The 23,659-nt window shown below is 69.0% G+C and carries 23 protein-coding genes, 1 tRNA gene and 1 pseudogene; 13 read left to right on the forward strand and 12 right to left on the reverse strand.

Features of this window, described 5'->3' with window-relative positions:
* Positions 1 to 36 precede the first annotated feature (36 nt).
* From ACFWY9_RS03025 to ACFWY9_RS03035, 3 genes are read right to left on the reverse strand one after another with little or no spacing between them, the layout of a single operon-like run.
* Positions 37 to 828, reverse strand: a complete 792-nt coding sequence (locus tag ACFWY9_RS03025; protein WP_378326901.1) for an ABC transporter ATP-binding protein — start codon at positions 826 to 828, stop codon at positions 37 to 39.
* Positions 825 to 1,787, reverse strand: a complete 963-nt coding sequence (locus ACFWY9_RS03030; protein WP_378326902.1) for an ABC transporter permease — start codon at positions 1,785 to 1,787, stop codon at positions 825 to 827. Before ACFWY9_RS03030 ends, ACFWY9_RS03025 begins: the two co-directional genes overlap by 4 nt.
* Positions 1,784 to 2,794 carry an ABC transporter substrate-binding protein gene (locus ACFWY9_RS03035; RefSeq protein WP_378326903.1) on the reverse strand — a complete coding sequence of 337 codons (1,011 nt, stop codon included), beginning with the start codon at positions 2,792 to 2,794 and terminating at the stop codon, positions 1,784 to 1,786. Before ACFWY9_RS03035 ends, ACFWY9_RS03030 begins: the two co-directional genes overlap by 4 nt.
* 387 nt (positions 2,795 to 3,181) lie before the next feature.
* Between ACFWY9_RS03035 and ACFWY9_RS03040 the strand changes: the two genes are divergently transcribed.
* Positions 3,182 to 4,099 carry a threonine/serine dehydratase gene (locus tag ACFWY9_RS03040; RefSeq protein WP_378326904.1) on the forward strand — a complete coding sequence of 306 codons (918 nt, stop codon included), beginning with the start codon at positions 3,182 to 3,184 and terminating at the stop codon, positions 4,097 to 4,099.
* Positions 4,100 to 4,256: 157 nt separating this feature from the next.
* Here the strand turns inward: ACFWY9_RS03040 and ACFWY9_RS03045 are convergent, their stop codons facing one another.
* A complete protein-coding gene (locus ACFWY9_RS03045; RefSeq protein ID WP_378326905.1) occupies positions 4,257 to 4,880 on the reverse strand; it encodes a DUF1062 domain-containing protein in 624 nt (207 codons plus the stop codon).
* Positions 4,881 to 5,440: 560 nt separating this feature from the next.
* Here ACFWY9_RS03045 and ACFWY9_RS03050 point away from each other — a divergent pair.
* Entirely contained in the window at positions 5,441 to 6,607 is a 1,167-nt protein-coding gene (locus ACFWY9_RS03050; protein WP_378326906.1) for an FAD-dependent oxidoreductase, read from the forward strand.
* 104 nt (positions 6,608 to 6,711) lie between these two features.
* Here ACFWY9_RS03050 and ACFWY9_RS03055 read toward each other — a convergent pair whose 3' ends face one another.
* The 3 genes from ACFWY9_RS03055 to ACFWY9_RS03065 are packed head-to-tail and all read right to left on the reverse strand — an operon-like array spanning position 6,712 to position 10,940.
* Entirely contained in the window at positions 6,712 to 8,667 is a 1,956-nt protein-coding gene (locus ACFWY9_RS03055; protein WP_378326907.1) for a glycosyltransferase family 39 protein, read from the reverse strand.
* A 52-nt stretch (positions 8,668 to 8,719) separates the two neighbouring features.
* On the reverse strand, positions 8,720 to 10,219 hold the full coding sequence (locus ACFWY9_RS03060) for an ATP-binding protein (RefSeq protein ID WP_378326908.1): 1,500 nt from the start codon (positions 10,217 to 10,219) through the stop codon (positions 8,720 to 8,722).
* The gene (locus tag ACFWY9_RS03065) at positions 10,194 to 10,940 is read right to left on the reverse strand and encodes a response regulator transcription factor (protein WP_378326909.1); all 747 of its coding nucleotides are present in this window, start codon (positions 10,938 to 10,940) and stop codon (positions 10,194 to 10,196) included. The genes ACFWY9_RS03060 and ACFWY9_RS03065 overlap by 26 nt, the downstream gene beginning before the upstream one ends.
* A gap of 263 nt (positions 10,941 to 11,203) precedes the next feature.
* On the opposite strand from ACFWY9_RS03065, the gene ACFWY9_RS03070 reads away from it, so the two are divergent.
* The 4 genes and pseudogenes from ACFWY9_RS03070 to ACFWY9_RS03085 form a co-directional block, all read left to right on the forward strand.
* A complete protein-coding gene (locus tag ACFWY9_RS03070; protein WP_378326910.1) occupies positions 11,204 to 11,773 on the forward strand; it encodes a hypothetical protein in 570 nt (189 codons plus the stop codon).
* Between the two features lie 46 nt (positions 11,774 to 11,819).
* The gene (locus ACFWY9_RS03075) at positions 11,820 to 12,995 is read left to right on the forward strand and encodes a sensor histidine kinase (protein ID WP_378326911.1); all 1,176 of its coding nucleotides are present in this window, start codon (positions 11,820 to 11,822) and stop codon (positions 12,993 to 12,995) included.
* Positions 12,992 to 13,645, forward strand: coding sequence for a response regulator (locus ACFWY9_RS03080; RefSeq protein WP_378326912.1), 654 nt, complete (start codon positions 12,992 to 12,994; stop codon positions 13,643 to 13,645). The genes ACFWY9_RS03075 and ACFWY9_RS03080 overlap by 4 nt, the downstream gene beginning before the upstream one ends.
* 87 nt (positions 13,646 to 13,732) lie before the next feature.
* A pseudogene (locus ACFWY9_RS03085) lies at positions 13,733 to 13,927 on the forward strand (hypothetical protein); the annotation flags it as partial.
* Between the two features lie 21 nt (positions 13,928 to 13,948).
* On the opposite strand, the gene ACFWY9_RS03090 reads toward ACFWY9_RS03085, so the two are convergent.
* Positions 13,949 to 14,395, reverse strand: a complete 447-nt coding sequence (locus ACFWY9_RS03090; protein WP_378326913.1) for a nitroreductase family deazaflavin-dependent oxidoreductase — start codon at positions 14,393 to 14,395, stop codon at positions 13,949 to 13,951.
* A gap of 152 nt (positions 14,396 to 14,547) precedes the next feature.
* On the opposite strand from ACFWY9_RS03090, the gene ACFWY9_RS03095 reads away from it, so the two are divergent.
* Positions 14,548 to 15,225, forward strand: a complete 678-nt coding sequence (locus ACFWY9_RS03095) for a TetR/AcrR family transcriptional regulator (protein WP_378326914.1) — start codon at positions 14,548 to 14,550, stop codon at positions 15,223 to 15,225.
* Here the strand turns inward: ACFWY9_RS03095 and ACFWY9_RS03100 are convergent.
* On the reverse strand, positions 15,210 to 15,842 hold the full coding sequence (locus ACFWY9_RS03100; RefSeq protein WP_378327002.1) for a TetR/AcrR family transcriptional regulator: 633 nt from the start codon (positions 15,840 to 15,842) through the stop codon (positions 15,210 to 15,212). The two genes, ACFWY9_RS03095 and ACFWY9_RS03100, sit on opposite strands and share 16 nt — an antisense overlap.
* A 56-nt stretch (positions 15,843 to 15,898) precedes the next feature.
* Between ACFWY9_RS03100 and ACFWY9_RS03105 the strand changes: the two genes are divergently transcribed.
* Complete coding sequence (locus ACFWY9_RS03105; RefSeq protein ID WP_378326915.1) at positions 15,899 to 17,425, forward strand: 3-hydroxyacyl-CoA dehydrogenase; 1,527 nt, start codon at positions 15,899 to 15,901, stop codon at positions 17,423 to 17,425.
* 1 nt (position 17,426) lies between these two features.
* On the opposite strand, the gene ACFWY9_RS03110 is transcribed toward ACFWY9_RS03105, so the two are convergent.
* Positions 17,427 to 18,056: a L,D-transpeptidase gene (locus ACFWY9_RS03110; RefSeq protein WP_378326916.1), complete on the reverse strand. Its 630-nt coding sequence runs from the start codon at positions 18,054 to 18,056 to the stop codon at positions 17,427 to 17,429.
* A 216-nt stretch (positions 18,057 to 18,272) separates the two neighbouring features.
* Here ACFWY9_RS03110 and ACFWY9_RS03115 point away from each other — a divergent pair, with 216 nt between their 5' ends.
* The gene (locus ACFWY9_RS03115; RefSeq protein WP_378326917.1) at positions 18,273 to 18,782 is read left to right on the forward strand and encodes a hypothetical protein; all 510 of its coding nucleotides are present in this window, start codon (positions 18,273 to 18,275) and stop codon (positions 18,780 to 18,782) included.
* A gap of 30 nt (positions 18,783 to 18,812) precedes the next feature.
* Here the strand turns inward: ACFWY9_RS03115 and ACFWY9_RS03120 are convergent, their stop codons facing one another.
* Positions 18,813 to 19,706 (reverse strand): serine/threonine-protein kinase, encoded by an 894-nt coding sequence (locus ACFWY9_RS03120; protein ID WP_378326918.1) that lies wholly within the window; start codon positions 19,704 to 19,706, stop codon positions 18,813 to 18,815.
* Between the two features lie 26 nt (positions 19,707 to 19,732).
* On the reverse strand, positions 19,733 to 21,490 hold the full coding sequence (locus tag ACFWY9_RS03125) for a class I SAM-dependent DNA methyltransferase (RefSeq protein ID WP_378326919.1): 1,758 nt from the start codon (positions 21,488 to 21,490) through the stop codon (positions 19,733 to 19,735).
* Between the two features lie 80 nt (positions 21,491 to 21,570).
* On the opposite strand from ACFWY9_RS03125, the gene ACFWY9_RS03130 reads away from it, so the two are divergent.
* The 4 genes from ACFWY9_RS03130 to ACFWY9_RS03145 all read left to right on the forward strand — a co-directional run bounded on the left by ACFWY9_RS03130 (position 21,571) and on the right by ACFWY9_RS03145 (position 23,650).
* Positions 21,571 to 22,335, forward strand: coding sequence for a PP2C family protein-serine/threonine phosphatase (locus tag ACFWY9_RS03130; RefSeq protein WP_378326920.1), 765 nt, complete (start codon positions 21,571 to 21,573; stop codon positions 22,333 to 22,335).
* Between the two features lie 60 nt (positions 22,336 to 22,395).
* Positions 22,396 to 22,480 (forward strand) — tRNA-Ser (locus tag ACFWY9_RS03135).
* 655 nt (positions 22,481 to 23,135) lie between these two features.
* On the forward strand, positions 23,136 to 23,396 hold the full coding sequence (locus tag ACFWY9_RS03140; RefSeq protein WP_378326921.1) for a hypothetical protein: 261 nt from the start codon (positions 23,136 to 23,138) through the stop codon (positions 23,394 to 23,396).
* 8 nt (positions 23,397 to 23,404) lie between these two features.
* The gene (locus ACFWY9_RS03145; protein WP_378326922.1) at positions 23,405 to 23,650 is read left to right on the forward strand and encodes a hypothetical protein; all 246 of its coding nucleotides are present in this window, start codon (positions 23,405 to 23,407) and stop codon (positions 23,648 to 23,650) included.
* Positions 23,651 to 23,659 lie beyond the last annotated feature (9 nt).

Here is a 23,659-nt window from a genome sequence, read left to right on the forward strand (position 1 = left end):
GCCTTCCCCATCCCGTTCCGCTCGTGTCACCGTGTGTCAGCCGCTGACACCGCGGGCCACTCTGCCGCGGTGTTGTTCCCGGACCAGGTCCTCGATCGAGGCACGCAACGCGAGGAACTCCGGTGCGCGCTTGACCGCGAGGTCGCGATCGTCCGGCAGCGACACCTCGACGTCGGCGGCCACGCGCCCCGGATCGGAGGCGAGGACGACGACCCGCCTGCCCAGGAACACCGCCTCCTCCACGTCATGGGTCACCATCAGCACGGTCGTGCCGGTGTCCTGCCACACCTGCCTGATCAGGACCTGCATGTCCTCCTTGGTCTGGACGTCCAAGGCGCCGAAGGGTTCGTCGAGAAGCAGCACTTCGGGCTCGCACGCCAACGCCCGCGCGATCGCGACTCGCTGCTGCTGCCCGCCGGAGAGCTGTTTCGGCAGCGACCGCCGCACCGCGGTCAGCCCGGTTTCGGCGAGGTACCAGTCGACGCGGCGGGCACGCTCGGCGGCGTCGATCGGGAGGAGTTCCAGTCCAAAAGCGACATTCCGCTCGACCGTGCGCCACGGATACAGCGCTCCCGACTGGAACACGAGCCCGCGATCCGGGCCCGGCCCGGTGACCGGGACGCCGTCGAGCGTGATCCGCCCCGCGGACGGCCCGGACAATCCCGCGATCAGGGACAACAACGTCGACTTCCCGGACCCGCTGGCGCCGACGACGCAGACGAAGTCGCCTGGCGAGACGTCCAGATCGACCCCGTCGAGCGCGCGAACGTGTCCGCCGCGCACCGGATAGTCCTTGGCCACACCGCGGAGTTCGAGCAACGCCGTCATGCCGTCCACTTCCCCACTCGCGTGCGCAGCAGCCGCAGCGCCACGTCGATCACCAGCCCGGCGACACCGATCACCACGAGCACCGCGAAAATCCGGTCGGTCTGCAGAAACCGTTGCGAGCGGATGATCCGGTAGCCGAGGCCCTCGGTCGAGTTGATCAGCTCGGCCACCACGACGAAGTTCCACGCGGCCGCCGCGTTGACGCGGATCGCGTCGATGATCCCGGGCAGCGAATGCGGCACGACGATCTTGCGCAGCACCTCGCCGCGGCGCGCGCCCAGCGTGTACGAGACGTCGATGAGCGAACGCGGCACGCCACGGACGACGTCGGCGGTCATCAGTGTGTTGAAGAAGACCGTGCCAAGGAACAGGATCGCGATCTTCGACGGTTCGCCGAGACCGAGCCAAATGATGAGCAGCGGGATGAAAGCGCTTGCGGGCATGTAGCGCAGCAGGCCGATGACCGGTTCGAAAGCGAACTGGCCCGCGCTGAACGTCCCCATCACGATGCCGAGCGGCACCGAGACGACGACCGCGAGCCCGAACCCGTACAGCACCCTGCTCGCGGTCGCGCCCAAGTCCGCGGCGAGGTCTCCCGAGCGGATCATCTCGAGCCCGGCCGACAGCACGGCACCGGGCGAGGGCAGGAACGTCGCGGTGACGGCCCCGCTCGCGCCGAGCGCGACCCAGGCCAGGAACGGCACCGCCAGCGACAGCACGGTGAGCGTCCACCGCCAGGCCTGCGGGATCGGCGTGCGGATGCTCAGCAGCGACGAAGCCGGTTTGATCCCGGCGCGGCGCGGCAGCGGGGTCCAGTCGGCTCGCGGCCGTCGCGCTGTCGCTTCCTGTTCTTCCGCGAGTCGCGCCTCGGCTTCGAGCTCCGCGGCCTGACGCTCCTCCGCCGAGCCCGCGGAGATCCGCGAGCTCGACGGGGCATTGCCACCGGAGGTTCCGGTCACTGCGGGACCGCCTTGACGAACTTGTCTTCGAACAGCCCGTCAATCGACGGCCGCGCCTTCGCCAGCCCGGTGCCGACGAGGAAGTCGATGATCTTGTTCGACTGGAAGTCCAGATGGGCCGGTGTGACACCCGGCGTGAAGGCGTCCAGGTTCTGCTGGCGGGTGAAGATCGTGGTGCCCGCGTCGTAGGTGTTGTAGTCGGCCGGGGTGACCCCACCGCGCTTGGCCATGATGTCGACGGCCGCCGGCTTGTTGTCCTTGATCCACTTCATGGTGTCGAACCAGGTGTTCACCAGCGCCTGGACGTCCTTGGGCCGGTCCTTCGCCAGTGCGGCCGAGGTGACCAGGTGGTCCGGGATGGCGCCGGGGAACTCGGCGGACGTCGCGATCGGACGGCTGCCGGGGCGCTCCAGTGCCTTCGAGGTGAACGGCGCGAACGCGGCGACGGCGTCGACCTGGCCCGCGACGAACGCGGCCGCGGCGGCGTCGGTGACGAGCGGGACGAGCTGGATGTCCTTTTCGGTCAGATGCGCTTCCTGCAACGCGAGCAGCAGCAGGTAGTGGTCGACCGCGCCCTGTTCGACGGCGACCTTCTTGCCCTTGAGGTCGGCGACGCTGGTGATCCCGTCCCGCGCGATGATCTTGTCGTTACCGGTCGAGTTGTCGTTGACCAGCACGATCGACAGCTTGGCGCCGCCACTCACCGAGGAAAGCGTGTCGTTCAGCGTCTGACTGTTCGCGTCGATGGCACCACTGGAGAGGGCGTTGATACTGTCGGTGTAACTCTCGAAGTACTTCAGCTCGACGTCGACACCGTTTTTGGCGAACAGGCCTTTTTCCTGGGCGATCTGCCAGGGAAACCAGCCTGGCCACGCGCTGAATCCCAGCGTGATCTTGCTGCCGCGGCTGGCGTCGCTGCTGCTGCAGCCGGACAGCGCGGCGACACCTGCCAGCGTGAGTGCACACAGGATCGCCACCAGCACACGGGGGCGAAAGCGGGAAATCACAACGAACTCCTGGGGAGGGGGAGAGGAGGGTTCGGGGCGTTGTGGATTCGGGGGACTGCGGCGCTCGGCCGCTGATGGGCGTCGTCAGGGCCGTGCGATCGATTACTCCTCGCGTCCAGTCGCGGGTCTTTCTGCTCCGAGAGAGGCTGCGACGGGTTCACCACATCCAGTGAAGAGTGAACACGCTGCGTAAAGGGTTCGCCACCCCTTGTCTCCCAGGGAGGAGAGCCTAGCGACCTGCGGGAGATCCCGACAATGCCTACCAAGCAGTTTGACGACTCTCTATTTCTGTCGGCCGACCAGGCAAAACTCTGAATGCGCGACACAATTTTCGCGATTCGGAGTGCGACGATGCTGATGACCAGCCCGAATGCAAGAGTGGGAGCTATGCCCAACCCGATCGTGTTACCCACCGCGGCGGACATCCACGCCGCCGCGGAGCGGATCCGTCCCTACAGTCGGCACACCCCGCTGCTGCGCGCCGAAGTGGACGGACGCCCGCTCGTGCTCAAACTCGAGCATCTTCAGCGGAGCGGGTCCTTCAAGTTCCGCGGCGCCACCAACGCGCTACTCGACGGCCCGCGCCCGGAACGCGTCGTGACGGCGTCCGGCGGCAACCACGGCCTCGGCGTCGCGACCGCCGCCGCGCTGCTGGGCATTCCGGCGACCGTGTACGTCCCCGAATCCGCTCCGAAAGCGAAGACCGTCCGGATCGAACAGACCGGCGCGAAGCTCGTCCAGCACGGTGCGACCTACGGCGAGGCGGCCACACAGGCGCTGGCCGCGGCGGACGCGCCGGGCACGCGGTACCTCCACGCCTACGACGACCCCGCGGTCGTGGCAGGCCAGGGCACCATCGCCGTCGAGATAGTCGAGGACGCTCCGGACGTCGACGCCATCGTGGCCTCGGTAGGCGGTGGCGGATTGGCCTCCGGCGTCACACTCGGCGCGGACGGCCGCCGGATCTTCGCGGTCGAACCGGAGCACTGCTCTTGTTTGCATGCGGCGCTCTCAGCGGGCGAACCGGTCGACGTCACCCTCGACTCGGTGGCGTCGTCCGCATTGGGCGCGACGCGCGTCGGCACCATCGCGTTCCAGGTCCTCAGTGGCCCGTCGGTGACTTCGACCCTCGTCAGCGACGCGGAAATCCTCGCCGCGCGGGATCGGCTGTGGGCCGAATTCCGGCTGGCCGTCGAACCGGCCGCCGCCGTCCCGTTCGCGCTCTGGCTGTCCGGCCGGGTCGAAGCCGAGCTGGCATGCCTGGTCCTGTGTGGCGCCAACTCGACGTGGACCCCGGACAGCTGAAGGGGACTTTCGTCTCGTCCGACGAGCTGAAGGAGACTTTCGTCGCATGCGATGCGAGGAAAGTCCCCTTCAGCCCAGCCGCGTCAGACCGGACCTGGGAAATAGCGACCCGCGATCAGGCAACCCAATGGCCCATTCGGGACATCGCGCCATGCCGTCATCCGGGCCCGACTTCAGGATCGGGAACGACGAAAAAGGTGAAGTCTTCGCGGGACTTGGTGTCGGCGGCCATGGGGATGTGCAGGCGGCCGGACGCGACCATGTCTCGCACGACGGAGCGGCTCAGGTCGAAGCCGGTCGTGAGTAGCTTCTCGACCCGGATGGGTGCCGGGAGCTCGAATCGGACGAAGACTGCCAGTGGTTCCGGATTCTCGGGCTGGAGTTCGTAGAACGGCAGGTCGGTCTCCAGCTTCCAGGTTCCGCTCCAGTCGAGCCGGTAGGCGGACTTGGCGGCCAGCGCCGCGTCCATGACCAGTTGCCGCACCATGGCCGGATCGTTGTTCTCGAACATCAGCAGCCGCGTATGTTCGAGCGTCTGCACATGGATTCGCTCGTGGATGGGAATTTTCGACGTGCGGCCGCACAGTGCGCAGCAGATCAGCATCCAGACGTCGAGGAGTTTGCCACTCGCGTTCACCCGGAACTTCCCGGTGGGACGGTGACGTGTGGACCTGCACGACACACATGCTTTGACGATGGCGGGGAGTCCGAGTTCTCGGACCAACCACAGCGCTTTCCGGTCGATGTCGGCGGGCACACGGGTATTGCGAAAGTCGCTCACGGCGAATTCCCAGGTTCATGGAGGAGGTAACGGACAGCGCTTTAGCGCACGCCGAATACCTCGTGAATTCAGTGACGTTCGGCCAGACGACCGAGACAGGCGCGACGTCGGACATCACGTCGCGTGAAAGAACCCGTACCGCTAAACGGTGCGGGCTCCGAACGGCAGGATGGAGGGACGGGGAGTGACCCGACTCCGCCGTCATTCCGCATGTGCATCACTGCTCACGACTCCATGCTCGCCATGATGGTCAACCACCGGACCGCCAGACAACAGGTTTTCCGGAGGCAGCGGTCGACGCGCGGCGACGGGCATGTCGCGAACGCTCCGTACGAGACGTTGAGCGTCCCCAACGGCCCGTTCGGGACACCAGGTCCGGCCGCTGCCAGCCGCGGAATCGGTGCTTGACAAATCGGCTCCGGCGGAAGCTATCGTGGCCTAGGACGTCGAAAAGCCACAGCCCGGTGGGGTAGTCCGGGCGGCGCTTCGCGCTCGTACACGCGCCGATTCGGTGCGTCCAGGACGTCCCTTTCTTTGCCGTACCAAGAGAGGGAATTACTGTGCCCGAAAACTTACGTGTACTCGTCATCGGCGCCGGGCTGGGTGGGCTCGCCCTCGCCCATGGCCTCCGCCGCGGCGGCATCGACGTCGCAGTCTACGAGCGAGAGGAATCGCCCACCTCGCGGCTGCAGGGCTATCGCCTGCGGCTGACGCCGGAGGGACTCGACGCGCTCGAACGACTTCTGCCGCCGCCGCTCAGCCAACTCGTGTGGGAGACCAGCTCGTCACCATCCCGTGCCGCATTCCTTAGTGGACAGATCGAGCCGCCCAAGGATCGCAACGTCGCGGTCAATCGCCTGACGCTGCGGCAGATTCTCCTCCATGGCTTCGACGACGTCGTCTCGTTCGAGCGCGAATGCATCGGATACCGGACCAACGGCGACGGCACGGTGACCGCGCTCTTCGCAGATGGCTCCGACGCGACCGGCGATCTCCTGGTTGCTGCGGACGGCGTGAACTCGGTGGTACGGCGGCAATATCTGCCCCAGGCACACGTCATGGACACCGGGGTGCGCATCCTGTACGGACGCTTCCCACTCACACCGGAGACCGCCGAGCTGATCCCCGAGGAGATGTTCACGCTCTACAGTGGAATCACCGGGCCCGACCGCCGGCATGTCGGTATCGCGCCGGTGCATTCCCGGCGTCCGGCCAAGCAAGCGGTGGCGCAGCTCGCGCCGACGCTGGAGCTGACCGACACCGACGACTACGTGATGTGCCTGTTCGGGGCACGCACCGAAGTGTTGCCGTTCACCGACCAGGAATTGCGCCAAGCCACCGGCCAACAGCTGCGTGACGCGGTCGTGGCGATGACGCGGGAATGGAATCCGGCCGTCAGCAAACTTGTCGAACTGACAGAAACCGAGACCGTCTTCCCGATCTTCGTGCGGTCCAGTGTGCCGTTCCCGCAGTGGCCCACCACCGCGGTCACACTGATCGGCGACGCGATTCACGCGATGAGCCCGGCCGTCGGGGTCGGCGCGAACATCGCGCTGCGCGACGCGGACACGCTTGCCGCCCGGCTCGTCAACGTGAAGCGCGGCACCGAACTCATCCCGGCGTTGCGCGCCTACGAGACCGCGATGATCGACTACGGCTTCGACGCAGTCCGCACCTCCGCGCACTACGGTCAGCTGCGCTTGGACCAGGCCCCGTTGCCGAAGTGAGCTGAAGGGGACTTTCCTCCCTGGGGTGCAGTAGAGGAAAGTCCCCTTGAAAGGATTTCAGTGTGCGCACCATTTGCCAAGCTATTTCAGCTCAGCCGAAACCCTCACCGCGAAAGCGGCTTCGTCAGGTCGTAGACCGTCGTGCCACCCACATTGAGCGACGTGAAGTGTTGCTCGACCCACGTCGTGATCGACCCGGCCGTGCCACGACTGCCACCGGGACCACCGCCACGGCCGCCCGCGACGTAATAGTGCACCTGGCCGTCGGCGACGTACTGCTGGAACTGCGCGAGCGTGGGCGCCGGGTCGCTGCCGCTGAAGCCGCCGATCGCGATGACCGGGCGGCCGCTGCCGAGGGCCAGCGACGCGGCGGCGTTCGCACTCGGCTGGGCGGCAGCCCATTTCGTTGTCGTGTCCGCCTTGAGCAACGCGATCACCTGGGCATTGGCGCTTTCCTCGAAGCCACCGCGGCCACCCTGCGAAGCACCGGGAAGACGTTCCATTCGTGCGCCGCCGCCGAAGCCACGCGCCTTCGACGCCACGGCTGCGGGGCCGGCCGACGGGGTTCCTCCGGAGTGTCGCGTCGCCGCCGTGGCCACCGTGAACGACGTGGTCCCCAGCAACGCCGCGACGAGTCCGGCGATGGCCACCGCAGGCGCGAGCCGCCGGATCCGATCGGCGCCGAACAGCAGCGCGAACACCGCGACGACACCGAGAACCAGGACGGTGTAACGGATCCACGGCTGCCAGGAAGGCGTGTGCGCCAGCATGACGAAGCTCCACGCGACCGTCACGGCCAGCATCACCGCGAGCACCGCACGGGCCGCGATGTTGCCGCGCCCCCGCCACAGTTCGCGCGTCGACACGGCCAGCGTCCCGGCGATGCCCGGCACCAGCGCAACCGTGTAGTACGGGTGGATGATGCCGCTCATGTAGCTGAACACCACCGCCGTCACGACCATCCAGCCGCCCCACAGCAGCAGCGCGGCCCGCGTCCGGTCGGTCCGCGGCGCACGGCGGGTGAACCACAACCCGGCGACCAGCCCGATCAGCGCGGCGGGCAGCAGCCACGACGCCTCGGTGCCGAACTCGGAACTGAACAACCGCGTGATGCCGGTCGCGCCGCCGAAACCGGGGCCGCCACGGAACATCTCGGCACCGGCGGGCATTTCGGCGACCGCACGCGCCGCCTCGCGTGCACCGCCACCACGCTCGTTGCCGAAGATCCTGCCGAGGCCGTTGTAGCCGAAGGCCAGTTCCAGCACGCTGTTGTCCGTCGATCCGCTGATGTACGGCCGGTCCGACGCCGGCCAGAACGCGACCGCCGCGACCCACCAGCCCGCCGAGACGACGACCGCACCCGCCGCCGCGAGCAGTTGCCAGATCCGGCGGCCCAGCGACGTCGGGGCCGCGACGAGGTAGACGAGCACGAATGCGGGCAGCACAAGGAACGCCTGCAACATTTTGTCAAGGAAACCAAAACCGACCGCGACCCCGGCCAGCAGCAGCCACTTCGTGCTCGCCTTGTCCAACGCCCGCACGACGCAGTAGCCACCGGCGACCAGGAGCAGCACCAGCACTGCGTCCGGGTTGTTGTAGCGGAACATCATCGCGGCGACCGGGGTCAGCGCGAGCGCGGATCCCGCGAGCAGGCCGGCCCCCGGGCCGGAGAGGCGGCGCACCGCCAGGTACAGCAGGCCGACGGACGCGACCCCGGCAAGCGCGTCCGGGACGAGCATGCTCCACGACGAGAACCCGAAGACCCGCCCGGAAAGCCCCATGAGCCACAGCGAAAGCGGCGGTTTGTCCACTGTGACCACATTGCCGGGATCAAGCGATCCGAAGAACCACGCCTTCCAGCTCTCGGTTCCGGCCTGCACGGCCATCGCGTAGAAGTTGTTGCCCCAGCCGTTGATCGACAGGTTCCACAGGTAGAGCAGGGCGGTCACGAGCAGCAGCGCGACCACCGAGGGACGGACCCAGCGCGGCCGGGTCGCGGTGGTTTTGTCCGGTAGTGGCTCGGCGAGACGCGGCGAAGTCAGGGCGGGGGCACTCGTCATGTCCGCCACCCTGTCCGGCCGGAATGTGCCGTGGTTGTGGGCGGCCTGTGGCCTACCTGTGAGCGGGCGCCACCGGGAAGAGGATCTCGAACTCCGTCCGGCCGGGTCGACTTTGGACACTGACACGGCCTCGATGCGCGGCCACCACGGCGGCGACGATCGCCAGTCCGAGGCCCGTGCTACCGGCGGCACGCGAGCGCGAGTTGTCGCCGCGCGCGAACCGCTCGAACACCTCGGGCAGCACCTCCGGCGGAATTCCCGGGCCGTCGTCGGCGACCCGCAGCCGCGCCACGCCGTCCTCAGTGGACAGATTCGCGGTCACCGTCGTCCCCGGCGGGGTGTGGGTGCGCGCGTTGTTGAGGATGTTGATCACGACCTGGTGCAGCTGACCCGCGTCGCCGAGCACCTCCAGCGGTTCGCCGGGAACGTCCAGCAGCCACTTGTGTTCCGGGCCCGCCGCGTGCGCGTCGGCGACAGCGTCCGCGACGAGCCGGGAGAGGTCCACCGGCTCGTGCACCACCGGACGCCCGGAATCGAGCCGCGCGAGCAGCAGCAGATCCTCTACCAACGTCGTCATGCGCGCGGATTCCGATTCGACGCGGCTCATCGCGAAGGCGATGTCAGGGGGCACGTTCTCCCGGCTACGACGGGTCAGCTCCGCGTACCCGCGGATCGCGGCGAGCGGCGTGCGCAGCTCATGGCTGGCGTCGGCGACGAACTGGCGCACCCGGCTCTCACTGGCTTGCCGCGCGGCGAGCGCGTTCGCGATGTGCCCGAGCATCCGGTTCAGCGCCGATCCGACCTTACCGACCTCGGTACGCGGGTCGGTGTCCACATCGGACACTCGTTCCGACAACGCCACCTCGCCTCGATCGAGTGGCAGTTCCGACACTCTCGTGGCGGTCGCTGCCAATCTGTCGAGGGGTTTCATCGTGCGTCGGATCGTCGCCGCGCCGACGGCCGCGGCGAGCACCAGCCCACCGAAAGCGACAGCGGCGAAGATGAAACCCAGCCGCCACAGGGTTTCGGCCAGGTCCTTCATCGGCAGCCCGACGAGGACGAAGTCACCCTTCGCGTTGTGCCCTGCCACCACCCGGTAATCGCCGAGAGAGCCGAGGTCGACCGTGCGCTTGGTCCCGTTCGGCGGCACCCGCAGCAGGGTACGGAGATCTTCGGACGGCACCTCCTGGAACTCCATCCGGCCCTTGACCGAACGCAGCACCTTGCCGTCGGCGCTGGAGCCGTGCACCTGGACGGCCAGCGTGCCGTCACCCTGGCCGAGCGCCCGCAGCGGATCCGGCGGCGGGCGGCCGCCGGAAGTCCACGGTGGACGGTCGGACGATCCCTTGCTGCCGCGGTCGCTCGCCGCGCTGAGCCGGTTGTCGAGCTGGCCGATCAGGAATTCCCGCAGGGCGAACTCCGTGACGACGCCGACGACGAGGCACACCAGCGCCAGCAAGGCGGCGAGCTGGACGATGAGCCGCCGCCGCAACGACCACGGGCGGCGGGAACGAGCCGGGCGGGGCTCAGCCGGCGGCTGGTTTGAGTACATACCCGGCGCCGCGCATGGTGTGGATCATCGGCTCACGGTCGGCGTCGATCTTCTTGCGGAGGTAGGAGATGTAGAGCTCGACGATGTTGGCCTGGCCGCCGAAATCGTAGCTCCACACGCGGTCGAGGATCTGCGCCTTGCTCAGCACCCGCTTGGGATTGCGCATCAGATAGCGCAGCAGCTCGAACTCCGTCGCGGTCAGCGGCACGAGATCGCCGCCGCGGTGCACCTCGCGGCTGTCCTCGTCCAGGGTCAGGTCGCCGACGACGAGGGTGGACCCGCTCGCGCCGAGCACGCCGTTCGCGCGGCGCAACAGCGCGCGCAGCCGCAGCGCGACCTCTTCGAGGCTGAACGGCTTGGTCACGTAGTCGTCGCCGCCCGCGGTGAGCCCGGCGATGCGATCCTCGACGGCGTCCTTCGCGGTCAGGAACAGGACCGGCAGGTTCGGTGCCTCGGCGCGCATGCGGCGCAGCACTTCGAGGCCGCTGAAGTCGGGCAGCATGACGTCGAGCACGACGACGTCGGGCCGGAAGTCCCGCGCGACGCGCACCGCCTCGGCCCCGTCACCGGCGCTGCGGACCTCCCAGCCCTCCATCCGCAAGGCCATCGAGACCAGCTCGGCCAGGGTGTTCTCGTCGTCGACGACCAGCACCCGCACCGGGCTCCCGTCGGCACGCCGCAGCTCGGTCTTGCCGTGCGCCGTCGCGTCCATACCGCTCATGCGATCGACTCGCTCCGCGAGACTGTGCCCAATCCCTTTTGGCGCATTATGTCCTCGATTCGGTCGCAAGCTCCCTCATAGTGCCTCATCCTCGGGCCCGCGCGTGAGGTCTCGCTGTGGGACGGCTGTGCGTTTCCTGTGAGCCTCACCTGAACCGGTGACCACGGCCGTCACCCACACAGCAGGCACCCACCGGCACCACAGGTCTCGCACAGCGGGCGGAACGACGCTGCGTCCAGACAGGTACGACCGGAGGAAACACGATGAGCACCGAGCAGCCGGCGAACCCGCCGTCCGAGGCGAACTGGGGCGACCAGCCACCCGCCAAGAAGTCCTGGTCCGGCCGCAAGACCGCGATCGCCGCGGGCATCGCGGTCGTGATCGTGGCGGGCGGCGGCGCCGCGATCTGGGCGAGCGCGAGCGGGAGCGACAACGCGCAGACGCAGGGGCCAAGCAATCAGGGCGGCCCCGGTGGTCCTGGCCCCGGCGGGCAGCCTGGCAAGGGCAACAACGCGGGTGGTGGCGCCGCGGCGCTGCGCAACGCGTTGCACGGCGACTTCGTCGTCGCGGACCGCGATGGCGGCTACACCACCGAGCGGCTGCAGACCGGCGACATCACCGCGATCAGCGCGACATCGATCTCGTTGACCAGCAAGGACGGCTACCAGCAGACCTACACGATCGACTCGTCGACCAAGAAGACCGGCGACCCGAAGACCGGGCAGACGGTGACCGTGGTCGCCAAGGTGTCCGGGCAGACGGCCACCGCGACGACCATCGGCCAGCAGGGACAACGCCAGGGACAGGGCACCGGACGGCGGGGCGGCAACTAACGCTTACCCGCCCCGGACGGCGGTGAAGTAGGGCAGAGTTGGGCTGGTGCGGGACATCAGCGGATCACTGACGCGCCAGTCGCTGCTGGTCGCGCTGGTCTGCCTGATCGCCGACGCCGCGCTGTTCGTCCTGCGCGGCCCGTTCCCCGAGGCGGGCTGGCGCGCGTGGGCGCTGCTTCTGGCGGGTATCGCGGTCAACGCCGCGCTGGCAGGCCCGGCGCGGTACGCGGGCTGGGTTTCGCTCGCCCACGCGGTAGTGCTGGTCGCCGCCCCGCTGCTGCTCTGCGACTGCCGCGGCTACATCGCCGTCAACAACTCGGGCGTCCTCATCGCCGGATATCGCTCCGGCGCGTGGTTGCGGACGGTGCCCGCGCTCCTCGCGCTCGCCGCGATGCTGGCCGGGCTCACCACGAACGACCTGCTCGCCGGCGGCCGCACGGCAAGCGACTGGCGGCTGCTCGTGATCGGCATCGCGGTGTCCGGGCTGCTGCCGTGGCTGGTCGGCCGGTACACCACGGCACGGCGGGCCTACATCGCCGATCTCGAACTCGCTGCCGAACAACGCCGCCAGAACGAGGCGGAAGCCGTACGCCGCGCGGTGATCGAGGAACGCACCACCATCGCGCGCGATCTGCACGACGTCATCTCGCACCATGTCAGCGCGATCGGCGTGCACGCCGGCGCCGCGCGGCTCGGGCTGCCCGCCGACGGCGAGTCCGCGGTACGTCGTTCGCTGGGCGCGGTCGAGTCGTCCAGCCGGGCCGCCATGGCCGATCTGCGGCGGCTGCTCGACCTGCTGCACGCCACCGGCACCGACGCGCCGCAACGGCAACCAGGGCTGGAAAATCTCGACGAGCTGCTCGACACCGTCCGCGCGGCCGGGTTGCCCGCGCGGCTGATCGTGCGCGGGCAGCCACGGGATCTGCCGGATTCGCTGAACATCGCGCTGTACCGGATCGCGCAGGAAGCGCTGACGAACGCGCTGCGCCACGGCGAAGGACCGGTCGAGATCGAACTCGACCATCGGCGCACCGAGTTCGTCCTCACCGTCACCAACGGTCTCGGTGACCGTCGCCCCGCCGCGGCCGCGAACCGCGCCCATCACGGGCTGAGCGGGATCCGGCAGCGGGTGACGTTGTTCGGCGGGAAGGTCGAATACGGTCAGCTGCCCGATGGAAAGCACTGGCAGGTGAAGGTGATTTTTCCCGTGGAGAGTTCATGATCAGGGTGTTGCTGGCCGACGACCACGCGATGTTCCGGTCCGGGATGCGGGCGTTGCTGGACACCCAGCCGGATTTCGCCTGCGTCGGCGAAGCGGCGGACGGTCGCGAGGCGGTGGCCGAGACCGCGCGGCTGCGGCCCGACGTCACCGTGCTGGACGTCCGGATGCCCCGGCTCGACGGCCTCGCCGCCACCGAAGCGATCCTCGCGACGCCGGGCAACGACACCCGAGTCCTCGTGCTGACCACTTACGACGCCGACGAGTACGTCTACCGCGCGCTGAGCGCGGGCGCCTCCGGGTTCCTGCTCAAGAGCCTCGCACCGGAGGAACTCGTCGCCGCGATGCGGGTCGCGGCGCGCGGGGACGCGCTGATCGATCCGTCGGTGACCCGGCGGCTGGTAGCGAAGTTCACCAGCAGCCTCGAACCGCCCACCGCCGAACCGCCCGAGCTGTCCCGCCTGACCTCCCGCGAACGCGAGGTGCTGCTGCTCATCGCGAACGCGTGCAGCAACGCCGAAATCGCGCGGCGGCTGCACGTCGGCGAGGAGACCGTGAAGACGCACGTGTCGCGGGTCCTGTCGAAGCTCGGGTTGCCCGACCGGGTGCACGCGGTGGTCTACGCCTACAAGAACGATCTCGTCGACAAGTGAGTCCCTTGTGGACAGTGGGCGGGTCATGGCTCGCCTCCCGGCGCCCGCGATGCGAAACTGGACGCCGGTGACGGGAGGAGCTGAGCCATGAAGCGCTGGATCCTGCTCGCGGTCGGGGTGGTGCTCGCACTGGTCGGCGCGGTCTGGGTGCTCCAGGGCATCGGCGTGCTCGGCGGCAGCTTCATGACCGGGCAGAAGCTCTGGTTCCTGATCGGGCTGGTCGCGTTCCTCGGCGGAGTCGTGCTGGTCGCCGCGACCGCGACCCGGCGGAAGCCATCGGCTCCGAGGGCGCCGTCAGCTTCGTCAGCCTCGGGCGAGAACGTGGAAGATCGGGTATCCGGGGGCGATTCCGCGTAGCGTCTCGTCGCTCGACTTGTCGTCGACGCCGTCGAAGAACACGCCGACCTCGAACTTCCAGCGCCGCAGGTAGGCCCGCAGCACGGCGGGCTTCTCGTCGTCGGTCAGCTCCCGGTAGCCGAAGTCCTCGGTCCGGCGCCCGACGCGGAGCTGTCCCTCACCGGCCGCACGGAGGTTGCGCACCCACTGGGTCTCGCCTCGCGGAGCGACCAGGTATCGGCTCTCGTCCAGCGTCAGCAGGTTGACCGGCACCGACCGCGGTTCGCCACTCTTGCGCCCCCGCACTACCAGCACCCGGCTGCCCCACACGCTCACGCCCAGTTTGGTCAGGCCCTGGATCACCCGGTTGAACACTGCGGTGGCCTTGCCCGGTTCGACGTATCGCTTGTCCATGTCGTCCTCCTCGTTCCGCGGATCCGCGATCGCTGATCCCATGCGAGAGCAGTGCTCTCGGTTAAGAGCAGTGAACACCAGAGCACCGGTCTTAGTCAAGAGCAGTGCTCTCGATTTTGTGCACTGCTCTCATTCCTGGCACACTGAGCACCATGACCGCGCCGAAGACCGCTCGCGAACGGGCCAGGGCCGAACTGGCCAAGGAGATCAAGGACGAGGCCCGCCGCCAGCTGGCCGAAGTCGGCGCGAACGGGCTTTCCCTGCGCGCGGTGGCCCGCGAGCTGGGCATGGTCTCTTCGGCGCTGTACCGGTACTTCCCGAGCCGCGACCACCTGCTGACCGAGTTGATCGTCGACGCCTACAACGCGATCGGCGAGGCGGCCGAACAGGCCGACAACCAGCCGGGCATCGCGCCCCGCGCACGGTGGAGCCGGATCTGGCACGCCACCCGCGCATGGGCCAGGAAACATCCGCACGAGTACGCGCTGATCTACGGCTCACCGATCCCCGGCTACCAGGCGCCCCAGGACACGATCGCCCCGGCGGGCCGGGTCGCACGGGCGCTGATCAACGCGATGCGGCTGGAAGACCTGCGCACTCCGCGTCAGGAGATCCTCGACCCCCGGCTGCGCGAGCAGGTCGAGACGGTTGCCGAGCAACTGGGCGTCGACATCTACGCACAGACGATGCTCCGGCTGATCACGGCGTGGACCCAGCTGTTCGGGACGATCAGCTTCGAGCTGTTCGGCCAGTACGTGGGCAGCGTCGACCCGTCCGACATGTACTTCGACTACGTGACCGAGCGGATGGCGGACTACGTCGGGCTCTGACCCGCGGGAGTACTGGAAGACCAGGACCGCATGAGCAGTTCCAGCGCGTCCACCACGACGTCGTCGCCGATGCCGTCTGGGGTCAGTAATCGCTGACGCAGCAGCCCGTCCTCCAGCGCGTGCACGATCAGCGCGAGGAACTCCGGATCCGCGGGGGACCGCACACCACGCCGGGACAGCTCGGCGGAGATCCCGCCCTCGAGCAGAGCACGCGCCTCGAGTTCGCCCGCGCCCACGAGTGGCCTGGCCGAAGGGTTGCGGAGCGCGTACAGCGTCAGCTCGGTCCGCAGGATAAACCAGTCCGGCAGGTGCCGCGCCCGTTCGACGTGCCACCCGCGCAGGCGTCGCAGCATCTCCTCGAACGACCCCACGCCCTCGGCGAGAGCACTGATCTCGTCGGCTTCCCGTGCTCTCCGCTGGGCGAGCAGCGCGACGACCAGCTCGTGTTTGCCCTCGAAGTTGCCGTAGAACGCACCGCGCGTGTACCCGGCCCGTTCGGCGATCTGCTCGACCGACGTCCCGTTGACCCCGCGCTCGGCGAACAGCTCGGCCGCGGCCGTGAGCAGCCGCTCCCTCGTCCGTTCGCGGCTTTCCGCCCGCGTCAGCCGCTTCGCCATCACGGCCGAGACGGTACCTTTCGCGGGAGAAGGACATCGGCGGAAGGCGGCGCGACGTGACGGAGTGGGCAGCACAGGTCGGCAGGATCCGGGTCGTCGGGACCGGCGTGATGGGGCGAGGCATCGCCCAGCTCGCCGCCACCGCCGGGGTCACCGTCGAACTGGCCGACGTCCAGCAGGACGCCGTCGTGCGTGCCATCGAGTACATCGGCGGCATGGCCGGCAAGCTCGCCACGAAGGGAAAGCTGTCCACAGAGGACGCCGAGGCCATCAAGGCCCGGCTCGTCGCCGTCGACAGTCCCACCGCTCCGGCCGACGACGTGGACCTGGTGATCGAAGCCGCCCGCGAGGACCTGGAAACCAAGCGGACGCTCTTCGCCGAGCTGGAACGGGTCTGCGGGCCACGAACGGTCTTCGCCACGAACACCAGCTCGCTGTCGGTCACCGAAATCGCCACCGGCTTCGAAGACCCGGCCCGGTTCGTCGGCCTGCACTTCTTCAACCCCGTTCCGCTGATGCGCCTGGTCGAGGTCGTGCCCGGCGCCCGGACCGCCGAGTGGCTGCCCGGCGCGGCCCTCGACCTCGTCCGCCGCTGGGGCCACGAACCGGTGCTCGCCCCCGACGCGCCGGGCTTCCTCGTCAACCACGCCGGTCGTGGCCTGGGCACCGAGGCGCTGCAGATCCTTTCCGAGGCCATCGCCGCGCCCGCCGACATCGACCGCATCGCCCGCGACGTGCTCGGCCTCAAGCTCGGCCCGTTCGAGCTGCTGGACCTCACCGGTCTCGACGTCTCCCATGCTGTCCTCGAAAGCATCTGGAGCGGGTTCCACGGCGATCCCCGGCTGCGGCCCTCGTGGCTGACGCGACCGCGCGTGGCGGCCGGTTTGTTCGGCCGGAAGAACGGCGAAGGCTTCTACTGCTACGAGGACGGCGTCCAGCAGGTCGAACCCGAGCCCACCCCGCCGCCCACGCCGGACTGCCCGGTGTACGCGGCCGACGAAGGCCTCGCCCGGCTGCTGGGCAGCGCCGGCGTCCAGGTGGTTTCGGACGCTTACCCCGACGCCGTCCTTCTGGTCACCCCGTTCGGAGAGTCCACAGTGGACGCCGCGCGCCGGGCAGGACTACCGCCCGAGCGGGTCGGCGGCGTCGATCCGCTCGGCCGCTTCGAGCGGCGGCTGACGCTGTCCGTGCATCCCGGCCTCGACCGCGCCGCGGGACGCGCGATGTGGGGTGCGCTGGCCGCGACCGGGCGCCCGGTGAGCGTCGTCCGCGACGGACCGGCCCCGATCGCGCAACGCCTGCTCGCCTCGATCGTCAACACCGCCTGCTTCATCGCCGAACAGCGGCTCGCGGGGCCCGCCGACATCGACACCGCCGTCCGGCTCGGGCTCGGCTACCCTCGCGGTCCACTCGCCTGGGGCGAGGCGCTCGGCGCGGACGAACTGCTGCTCATCCTGCGCGGCCTCACCGCGAGCACCGGTGACCCGCGCTACCGGCCCAGCGCCTGGCTCACCGAACGCGCCGCGCTCGGCCTCCCGCTCACCACGACCGGCACGACCCCAGCGGACCTGCTCGGCACCTGAGCTACGAGACGACCTGCACGACGTCACCGACGTGGAGCGTGTTGAAGAACGTCAGCGACGCGCCGGACGACAGGTGGATGCAGCCGTGCGAGTACTGCGACAGGCTGCCCGAGTGGAACGCGTCGCCGGGGTAGAAGAACACCGAGTTCGGCATCGGCGCCTTGAACTCCGTCGACCAGAAGTTCTTCACCTTGGACAGCACGTGGAACGTGCCGGTCGGTGTCGGGTAGCTCTTGAGGCCCGGCAGCATCGGCACGGGGCCGTAGATCACCTTGCCGCCCTGCAGCAGCCACGCCTGGTGTGCCGAGATGTCGGCACACGCGCTCGTACCGGGTGACTTCACCGCATCCGCGCACGGCACCCCGGAATCCTTCGCCACTGGCTGCGACGCGGGTTTCGTCGTGCCATGCAACGTCGCCGAAACGACCTTGCCGTGCGACGCCACCGACGCGGCGGTGTCGGTCCGCGGTGGCAAGGGCGCGGTCGGGGGCGGAGCGCTCGCCGGGGCCGGGACGGCCATCGCGGCAGGCGCCGCCACACCGCCCGAAGTACCTCCACCGGTGCACGCGGCCAGCACGAACGTCGTCGCCAGCGCGGCCGACCCCGCGAGCAGCCGCTTCGTCGTCCGCATGTCTGTCACCTCCCGTTTTCGTGATCCGCCTTGCTGACGAGCATCGCCCCGGTCCTGGTCGCCCCGAAAGGCCACGATCGAGTGGCCTGGCGTCTCCACCCCTGGGTTGAGATCGGGTTCAACCCGGGACCGGCCCGTACGCCGACGTTTCCCCAGCCCATTCCGCCGATGCTGGGAACACACGGCAAGCCCGCCTGATCGAAGGAGTACCCAGCCATGAACACCGCAACCACCATCCTGCTCTACGTCGGGGTCGCGGCTCTCGTCTTCTACAAGGTGATCTACACGCAGCTGCGCGGCACGCTGCTCACCCGGAGCGGCCTGGCGAAGCTGCCGCTGCTGCTCGTGGCGATCGGCGGGTTCTTCACCATCAAGGCACTGCCCGGCGCGTCCGCCGCCGAAATCGGCCTGCTCGCCGCCGACGTCGCGGTGCTCGCCGTGCTCGGCGCGATCCGCTCCACCTCCACCACGCTGACCGAACGCGCCGGGACGACGTTCCAGAAGGGATCGGCGATGACGGTGCTGCTCTGGGTGGTCACCATCGCGGTGCGGTTCGGTTTCGTCGGCCTGGGCACGGTGCTCGGCATCACCGGTCCGCTCACCTCGGCGTCCATCGCGCTGACCATCGGGGTCAGCATCGGCGTGCAGAACGCGCTGACCTACTACCGCATCCAGCAACTGCGGCTGCCGCTGGCGGAGCAGCGCGCCGTCGCAGCCGCCCGCTGACCACCGTCCACAACGGTCGTCCTCAAAGGACTATCCGGAAAGGACTTCGCCGACCATGCGCGCATACATCCGTCCCGGGCTCGGCTCGTCGGCCGGGCGCAGGAAACCGGGCAGTGGCGGGAGGTTCCGCGCGAACGGGCCGAGGCGGTCGTACAGCACGGCCGCACCTGCCGGACGACGTTCCGGATCCTTCGCCAGCATCTCGGCGAGGACGGCGTCGAGTTCGCGTGGCACACCCGGTATTGCGGACGGTGCGTCCTTGACCTGCTTCTCGAACACCGCGTACGCGGTCGGACCGCTGAACAGCTGGACGCCGGTGAGCATCTCGTGCAGGACACAGCCGAGCGCATACAGGTCGCTGCGCGGTTCGGCCACGCCGCGCTGGATCTGCTCCGGCGCCATGTACGAAGGTGTGCCGAGGATCTGCCCCGCCCTGGTGAACTGCGCGACGTCGGCCTCCCGCAGCACCGCGAGCCCGAAGTCCATCACCTTGACACTGCCGTCGGGGCACAACATCAGGTTCGCCGGTTTGAGATCGCGATGGCAGACCGAAAGCGCGTGCGCCGCGGTCAGCACCGCGCACGCCTGCGCCGCGATCGCCGCCGCCCACGGCACCGGCAGCGGTCCGTGCTCGGCGAGCAGATCCGCGACGGTCACCCCGTCGACGAACTGCATGACCTGGAACAACCGCTCGTCGTGGGTCCCGAAGTCGTACAACGTCGGCACACCGGGATGATCCAGTGTCGCCAGGATGCGGGCCTCTCTGGCGAACCGCTGCTCGAGTTCCTCGTCGCCGCCGGGCAGCCGCAGTAGTTTGACCGCGACCCGGCGGCCGAGCCTGCGGTCGTGGCCGCCGTGCACCGAGCCCATCCCGCCGCGCCCTCTCGGCAGTTCGTCGAGCTCGTAGCGATCGGCGATGAGCATCCGGCCTCCTGTGTGACCTCCCGACCTCACCCCTGCGCGCTTCCCGGCTCGAGGCGCCCCTCGGTGAGCCCGGCAAATCCTAGCCTGACCAGCGTTCGGCCGATCTCCGCCGCCTCGCGCACGGCGTCGTCGAACGCGGTCAGCCGGGCGAACGCGCGGCCGTGGACACGCTGCGTTTCCACCGGGTGACGCGGAATCCGCGTCCGGCGCACGTCGATCCGGGTCGAGCCGGAGTTCGCCGGCAGCTCCGCGGCGCGGAGGCAGCCCACCAGGAACCACGCGTCGAGTCGTTCGGGATCCACCCGGTACACCGACAGCGCGGGCCCGACCCGCACCGTGGGTCCACTATGGACACGCGCGAGCCCGGTCACCGACGCGACGACGTCACCCGCCGCGGCCAGCACCTCACCGGCCGCCGCCTCAGCCCGACCGGTCGGCGCGCGTCCGGCGGCCAGGTCGTCGAGGGTCAGCTGCGGGTGTTCGCCTTCGACCGTCCGCGCCGGGGCGTGCCGCAGTTCGATCACCCCGGCCTTGAGCAGCTCGCCGATCGTGGTGAACGCGGGCTCCGCGTCGCCTGGTTCGAACGACGGCACGGCCAACGGTAGCGCGGAAAACCGTTCGTACGCCTCGGCGAAGGCGCGCCCGGAATCCTCCGCACCGCCTTGACGCCTGGCCGGGGTGAGGTCGATGTCGTCGTCGAGCACGTCGATGATCCGGGTCCCCGACTCCCCGGGATCGCGCTCGTACTCCCGCCACAGTCGCTCCACTGTGGACGGTTCGTCGACCGGCCCTGCCAGCAGCACGGTCGACGGCGGTTGCCCGCCCGGCTCGGGACGTCGCAGCAGCCAAAGGTCCGGCCCGGCAGGCGCGAGGGTGAAGATCGCGCGCAACGCCCCCGCCCGCAACAGGTTCCCGCGGATCCGCTTGCCACTGCGGCGCGCGGCGGGCGCGCCGGGCATGAGGATCGCCACCAGCCCGCCGGGTTTCACCCGCGCGAGGCAGTGCTGCACCCAGGCCAGTTCGGACTCACCGCGCGGCGGGAGCCCGTATTCCCAGCGGGTGTCACCGATCAGCTCGTCGTGCCCCCACACCCGTTCGTTGAACGGCGGGTCGCACAGCACGGCGTCCGCGATCGCCCCGGAGAACCCGTCCTCCCGCAAGGAATTCGCCACGCGCACTTCCCCGTCGTAGTCGTGCAGGGCCAGGCGCAACGCGGCGATCGACGCGGCGATCGGATCGGCGTCCCTGCCGAGGACCTTGGGTGCCACACTCGACAGCAGGAGCGTCCCGAACCCGCAGGCCGGGTCGAGCACGGTCTCCGCGCCCCTGCCGACGAGCCGGGCCATCAGACACGCGATCGGCTCCGGCGTGTTCGAAAGCTGCCGCGAGTGCGCCTCGACGTAGCGGCCGAACAACAGCTCGAAGGCGGCCGCCGCGCCGATCTCGGCGGTGAGGTCGTCGAGCAGCGACGCGAGTTCGGGATCGACGTCCTCGTGCCGGTGGACGAGGTACTCCCCGGCCCTGCTCAGGCGGGCTCCGAGATCGAGATCGTCGCCAAGGGCACGTAATCGCCGCCAGGCTCGTTCACCTGTCGTGAGTTCGAAGTGCTTGCCCCGGGCGGCCATCCAGGACTGGACCGCGGCGAGGGAGAAGAGCGGGCTGGACGCGGTGCCGCCGGTCGGTGCCGGGAAGTCGGCGTACCGGCGGCGCCAGTTGCTGACCGCGGCGCGCCCCACCCCTGCCAGCCGGGCGATCTCGACCGCGCTGATCGTCGCGTCGTCCATGACCGGCCACTGTAAGTCGCAACTTCTGTTTTCGCCAGCTTTGCTTGTGAACTGAGTCAACCAATGCTTTTATGGGAGCCATGACACAGCAGCAGACGCCGCGCTACGTCCTGCGCTACGCGGCCGGGTCGGACGTCGGACGACGCCGGGACGTGAACGAGGACTCGGTCTACGCCAGCGGGCGCCTGCTCGCCGTGGCCGACGGGATCGGCGGCCAGCCGTACGGCGAAGTCGCCAGCGCCGCCGCGGTCGCGGTACTCGGCGAACTCGACGCCGAACTGCGAGCACTGGACCCCGCCGCGCTCGACCTCCAGGCGACACTGGGCGAAACGGTGCACCGGATCCCCGTCCGGCTGGCGGAGATCTCCGCCCGCGAACCCGCCACCGAAGGCATGGGGACCACCCTCACCGCGCTGCTGTTCGACGGCTCCCGCTTCGCCGCCGCGCACATCGGCGACTCACGCGGTTATGTGCTGCGGCACGGCGAACTGCACCGGATCACCCGTGATCACACGTTCGTACAGGCGCTGGTCGAAGACGGCCGGATCGCCCCCGACGAAGCGGCCGGGCACCCACGCCGCTCCCTGCTGATGAAAGCGCTTCAAGGCACCGGCGCGCCGGACCCCGATCTGTGGACGTTCACCCCTGAACCCGGTGATCGCTACCTGTTGTGTTCCGACGGGCTCACCGCTCCGGCGGCCGAATCGGCCATCCGGGAGATTCTCACCGCCAAGCCCGACCCCGCCGAAGCCGTGCCCACCCTGATCGACCTCGCCAACGACGGCGGCGGGCCGGACAACATCACCTGCGTCGTCGCCGACGTGTTCCCCGCCGCGCCTGCCTGACCTTCGCGCAGGTCAGACCTCCTGTGCACCGGCGCCGACCCATCCGGTATCGTTTCCCACGGAGGATTGGCCGAGCGGCCTAAGGCGCACGCTTGGAAAGCGTGTTGGGTTCACGCCCTCGCAGGTTCGAATCCTGTATCCTCCGCAGCGGTAACCAGGCGAAACGCCGGGTGTTCCTTCAACGAGCACCCGGCGTTTTCCGTAGCGGGCTTCGTCGGGGGAGACGACCGATCGGGTGCCTGCCGAACCGCGTAACCGGCGCCGAACCACGCGGCGGTGACATCCCCGCCCCGCTTGTCAATCCTGTTGCCAACCTGGCATTTGCCTTGTCCCCCAACACCTCCGGCAGCGCCATACTGGCCTCATCCAGCTCGGCGACCCGGTACGGGGCTCCGGCTGCGCGCCGGCGTCGCCGCCCGACCGGTCCTCACTGGTCACGAACGCCGCCGGGTGCGAGCCCGGCGCCCCGCCGTCGTTGCCGCGACAACGAAGTCGGCTCCGGTGGCGGTGAGGTCCGATGCCCACGCTAGTCTCAATCACCGTCTCGTTCGTACCGGTTCGCGGAGGTTCACCGTGTCACGAATACCCCACTGACCTGGGGCCAGCGGGGCACAAGCCCCGATGCACGACACCTGCGCGGGTTCGAATCCGGTACGTTCGCAAGCCCGTAGGCCCCGGACATTTTTCACGTCCGGGGCCTTGTTGGTTCCACCCTAACCTTCACTTACCAGAGTCACTTGATCACGCTAAGTTTGTACTAGTTCGTTTCCAGCCTCACACTTCCCAAGGAGTCCGCCCCCATGGCCGGAGTCGAAGAGATCCGCGCTGGTATCGCGCTCGCGAACGAGAAGGCGTCCGCGAGCATCGCCGCACTTCAGCAGGCCGCGCAATCTCTCGAAGAAGCCCAGCAATCGCTCGCGCAGGCGACGCAGGGCAGCAGTCAGCAAGAGGTGAACCAGGCTCACGGCCTGCTCGCCGAAGCGCTGAATGGCATCAGCGGTATGCAAAGCACCATCGAGGCGGGTATTTCCTCGGCCGACTCCTACTCGGCACGGCTCTGACCTCCCACATGGGACTCGCCGAGCTCCACCAACTGCTGACCGCGGTCCAGGACGGACTGGCGAACGGGCGGGCCCACACCGAGCGGGCCAAGAGCCTGCTCGGTGACGCCCGGCGGGCACTGGTCGACGCACAGGCCAAGGCCGATCCCTGGCTCCCTGTGCAGCTCGCGCAGGCCGACGAGGGGCTCGAACAGCTCCTCTCCCGGCTCGCCACCGCCGACGACCTGGTAAGCGGTTACCAGTCACGTCTCTAGGGAATTCCC

It is taken from the genome of Amycolatopsis sp. NPDC059027, assembly GCF_042739735.1.
Classification (GTDB): domain Bacteria; phylum Actinomycetota; class Actinomycetes; order Mycobacteriales; family Pseudonocardiaceae; genus Amycolatopsis.